Annotated in this window: 4 protein-coding genes; all 4 read left to right on the top strand. The window is 69.4% G+C overall.

The window, feature by feature from the left end; genetic code table 11:
- Nucleotides 1–133: 133 nt before the first annotated feature.
- The gene (locus AIIKEEIJ_RS12725; protein WP_161995790.1) at nucleotides 134–685 is read left to right on the top strand and encodes a DUF732 domain-containing protein; all 552 of its coding nucleotides are present in this window, start codon (nucleotides 134–136) and stop codon (nucleotides 683–685) included.
- An 11-nt stretch (nucleotides 686–696) separates the two neighbouring features.
- Complete coding sequence (locus AIIKEEIJ_RS12730) at nucleotides 697–1,659, top strand: cutinase family protein (RefSeq protein WP_043801822.1); 963 nt, start codon at nucleotides 697–699, stop codon at nucleotides 1,657–1,659.
- 150 nt (nucleotides 1,660–1,809) lie between these two features.
- Nucleotides 1,810–2,811: an LLM class F420-dependent oxidoreductase gene (locus AIIKEEIJ_RS12735; RefSeq protein ID WP_029547031.1), complete on the top strand. Its 1,002-nt coding sequence runs from the start codon at nucleotides 1,810–1,812 to the stop codon at nucleotides 2,809–2,811.
- 169 nt (nucleotides 2,812–2,980) lie between these two features.
- Nucleotides 2,981–4,184 (top strand): AMP-binding protein (locus tag AIIKEEIJ_RS12740; protein WP_161995791.1); only part of this gene is annotated, 1,204 nt, incomplete at its 3' end.

Consider the following 4,184-nt stretch of genomic DNA (forward strand, 5'->3'; position numbering starts at 1 on the left):
CTAGCAGAAGGTGTCGCGTGCGACGGTGATGTAGACGTCGGCGGTCGTCGCGGCGTCGGCCTCGGAGATCTCCTTGCCGGCGGCCGCGGCCTCACTGCCCATTTCCGACGATTGGATGCGAGGACACCACCACATGCCTGCACGGACCCGTTCGAGCCTGACCCGCGTCCTGGGCGCCGGCGCCGCGGCGCTCGCCGCCGCCGCCCTCCTGGGCGCCTGCGGTAGCGACGATTCCACGGCGACGAGCACCCCGTCGACGTCCGTGTCGGCGACCACCTCGACGTCCGCCGCGGAGACCACCTCCGGCGAAGCGACCACCACAGCCCCCGGCGACACGGCCGCCACGAGCCCGGGCGAGGCCGCCACCGCGCCGCCGGCGCAGCCGGAGACCGAGCCCGGATTCCCGGGCCCGACCGAGGTGCCGGTGGACGACCGCGGCCAGGCGTTCCTGGACGGGCTGCGGAAGCAGGGCGTGGAGCCGGCCGCGGACGGCAGCATCGCGATCAACACCGCCAACTACATCTGCGCCGCGACCGCCCAGGGCAGCTCGCCCGAGGAGATCAAGACGATCGTGACCGCATCGGTGGGCAGCGAGGCCGCGGCCGCCGGCAAGGAGATCTCCGAGGCCGACGCCGCGACGACCGCCGACGTCTACATCACCGTCGCACGCGACACCTTCTGCTAGGAGCGGCAATGATGACGGCCCGAGCGAAGCAACGACGCCGGAGGCGGGGAATCCTCGTCCTCGGGATCCTGGTCGTCCTGGCGGCCGTGCTCGCGCTCTGGTACATCCTCGCGGGCCGGCTCCCGGTGCCCGGGCCGCCGGGGCCCCTCGGGCCCGAGAAGCCGGAGGCGCAGCCCGCATCGTGCCCGGACGTCCAGGTGGTGGCGGTACCGGGCACGTGGGAGTCGGCGGCCTGGGACGATCCGTACAACCCGACGTTCAATCCGCTGTCGCTGATGCTGAACGTCACGCGTCCGCTGCAGGAGCGCTTCGACGCGCAGCGTGCCGACGTGTACACCGTTCCGTACGTCGCCCAGTTCTCGAATCCGGTGGCGCTCCCGCCGGACGGGCAGCAGTCCTACAACAACAGCCGCACCGCCGGCACCGCGGCGACGGAGGACATCCTCGCGCGCCGCTTCGCCGAGTGCCCGCTGACCAACTACGTCCTGACCGGCTTCTCGCAGGGTGCGGTCATCGCGGGCGACGTCGCGGCGCGCATCGGCGCCGGTGACGGGCCGGTTCCGGCGGATCGGGTGCTCGGCGTGGCGCTCATCGCCGACGGCCGTCGCGACCCGGGCACGGCCGAGACGATCGGCCCGCCCGTCGCGGGCGTCGGCGCCGAGCTGTCCCTGGACGGACTGCGGCTGCCGGGGATCACCATGACCGGCGCGCGGCCCGGCGGGTTCGGGGAGCTCGAGGACAAGGTGGTGGACATCTGTGCACCGACGGACGGCATCTGCGACGCGCCGCCGAACGCGCTGAACCCCGGCAACTGGCTCGCCAGCGCGCCGCGGTTGCTCGAGTACGCGAACAACCCCGTGCACGCCCTGTACAACTCGTTCGTCGTGGACGATTCGGGTACGACGGCGACGCAGTGGGTGGCGAACTGGGCGATCGAGAAGATCGAGGAGGCGCCGAAACCACCGGAGGAGTGATCCCTCCCCGTTGTTACCGGCCGGTAGTGTCGGGGATCACCACCCGATACAATCGTTCCTCGGTCGGCGCTTAGACTCGACCTTCGGTCCTGACCCGGGAAGCTCTCCGGGTCGGTGACGCGCGACCACCGCCACACGAGAAGAGGTTCGATGAGCGCCACCGACGGCTCGGCTGCCACGCAACCGCGGAAGTTTCGTTTCGCCGCGGGTGGCGAGGGCAACGCCGAGGAGGGCGGCGCCCGGCGCTTCGTCAAGCTGGCGCAGAAGGCCGAGGAGCTCGGCTACGACAGCTTCATGATCCCGGACCACCTGGGCAACCAGGTCGGACCCATCGCCGCGCTCGGTGCGCTCGCCGTCGCCACCGACAAGATCCGCCTCGGCACCGCCGTCCTCGCGAACGGCTTCCGCCATCCCGCGATCCTGGCCAAGGACGCCGCGACCGTCGACGTCCTCTCGGGCGGCCGGCTCGAACTCGGGATCGGCGCGGGATGGATGAAGGAGGAGTTCGACAAGGCGGGCATCGCCTACGAGCGCCCCGGCGTCCGGATCGAGAAGCTCGAGGAGACGCTGCAGATCCTGGACGTGCTCCTGCGCGGCCAGGAGTGCAATTTCGAGGGCAAGCACTACCGCATCGACGGCCTCAAGGGCAGCCCGCGGCCGCGTCAGGGCCCGCGACCGCCCATCGCGGTCGGCGGCGGGGGACCGAAGATGCTCGCGCTGGCGGCGAAGTACGCCGACATCATCTCGGTGGCCACTCCCACGAACCGCGACGGCCGGTTGTTGCTGTCGGGGATCACGATGGACAAGACTGTGGAGCGGGTGGACGTGATCCGTCGCGCGGCGGGGGATCGGTTCGATGACATCGAGCTGAACTGGACCATCACGATGATTCTCGTCACGGACGATCGCGAGCAGACCGCCGAGATGGCGCTGGCCGCCCTCGACCAGGGATTCCCCCCGAACATCGAGGTGGACGTCAAGCTCACGGTGGACGAGATCCTCGAATCGCCATATCTCGCAATCGGTTCCTACGAGGAGATCGCCGAGCAGATCCGCAACGTGCGGGCGAAGACCGGGATGTCCTACGTGGGGGTCTTCCCCACCCAGATGGAGGCGTTCGCACCGGTGATTCCGCTGTTGGCGGGGGAATGACCGATGCGGATCTGTAACATAATCGTGATTTCGGATCGATGGACAGATTCGTGAGATGCACGGCCGGATGCTGTTGAGCTGTACAGGTACGACGATCCGCTAGCGCGAAGACAAGTGCGGGGCGCAACCATGTCGAGTGGTTGTGGGATCGCTTCGACAGGGAGAAGGAATGAGCGTCGGGTTCGAAGAGTTCATCGATGAGAACGGACAGATCGTGTTGCCCGAGGGCAACACTCTGCTCGACCACCTCGAGCAGCATTTCGCCGAGAACGGCGACGATCTTGCGTACCGTTACATCGATTACTCGCGGGAACGTGACGGCGAGGTCCACGAGCTGACCTGGCAGCAGTTCGGGGTGCGCCTGCGCGCGATCGCGGCCCGGCTGCAGCAGGTCACCAAGCCCGGTGACCGCGTCGCGATCCTCGCCCCGCAGGGCCTGGACTACGTCGTCTCCTTCTTCGCGGCCATCTATGCCGGCACCATCGCCGTCCCGCTGTTCGACCCCGACGAGCCCGGCCACACCGACCGGCTGCACGCCGTGCTCGGCGACTGCACGCCCAGCGCCATCCTCACCGCCACCTCCTCGGCGGCCGGGGTCCGGCAGTTCTTCCGGCCGCTGCCCGCGGCGGAGCGGCCCCGCATCATCGCGGTCGACGCGATCCCCGACACCGTCGCCGGCTCGTGGACGCGGCCCCACATCGGCACCGACGACATCGCCTACCTGCAGTACACCTCCGGATCGACGCGCGTGCCCGCGGGCGTGGAGATCACCCACCGCGGTGTGCTCACCAACTGCATCCAGATGGCCGATTCCATCGAACTCAACGAGGGTTCGCGCGGCGTGACGTGGCTGCCGCTGTTCCACGACATGGGCCTGCTCACCGTCATCCTGCCGGCGATCGGTGGCAAGTACATCACCATCATGAGCCCGCGCGCCTTCGTGCAGCGGCCGGGCCGGTGGATCAAGGAACTCGCCGCCGTCTCCGACGGGGCCGGCACGTTCGCCGCCGCGCCGAACTTCGCGTTCGAGCACGCCGCCGCGCGGGGCCTGCCCAAGCCGGGCGAGACCCTCGACCTGAGCAACGTGATCGGCCTGATCAACGGCAGCGAGCCGGTGACCACGTCCTCGATGCGCAAGTTCAACGACGCGTTCGCGCCGTACGGCCTGCCGAAGACCGCGATCAAGCCGTCGTACGGCATGGCCGAGGCGACGCTGTTCGTCTCGTCCACGCGGCACACCGACGAGGCCCGGGTCATCTACGTTGACCGTCACGAGCTCAACGCCGGCCGCATCGTCAAGGTCGACAAGGAGGCGCCGAACGCCATCGCGCAGGTCTCCTGCGGTTACGTCGCGCGCAGCCAGTGGGCCGCGA

This window comes from Rhodococcus sp. YH1, assembly GCF_009939605.1.
Lineage (GTDB): Bacteria > Actinomycetota > Actinomycetes > Mycobacteriales > Mycobacteriaceae > Rhodococcus > Rhodococcus aetherivorans.

Coding starts and splice junctions, on each gene's coding strand:
- AIIKEEIJ_RS12730 (WP_043801822.1), top strand. CDS start 697: ATGACGGCCCGAGCGAAGCAACGACGCCGGAGGCGGGGAATCCTCGTC.
- AIIKEEIJ_RS12735 (WP_029547031.1), top strand. CDS start 1,810: ATGAGCGCCACCGACGGCTCGGCTGCCACGCAACCGCGGAAGTTTCGT.
- AIIKEEIJ_RS12725 (WP_161995790.1), top strand. CDS start 134: ATGCCTGCACGGACCCGTTCGAGCCTGACCCGCGTCCTGGGCGCCGGC.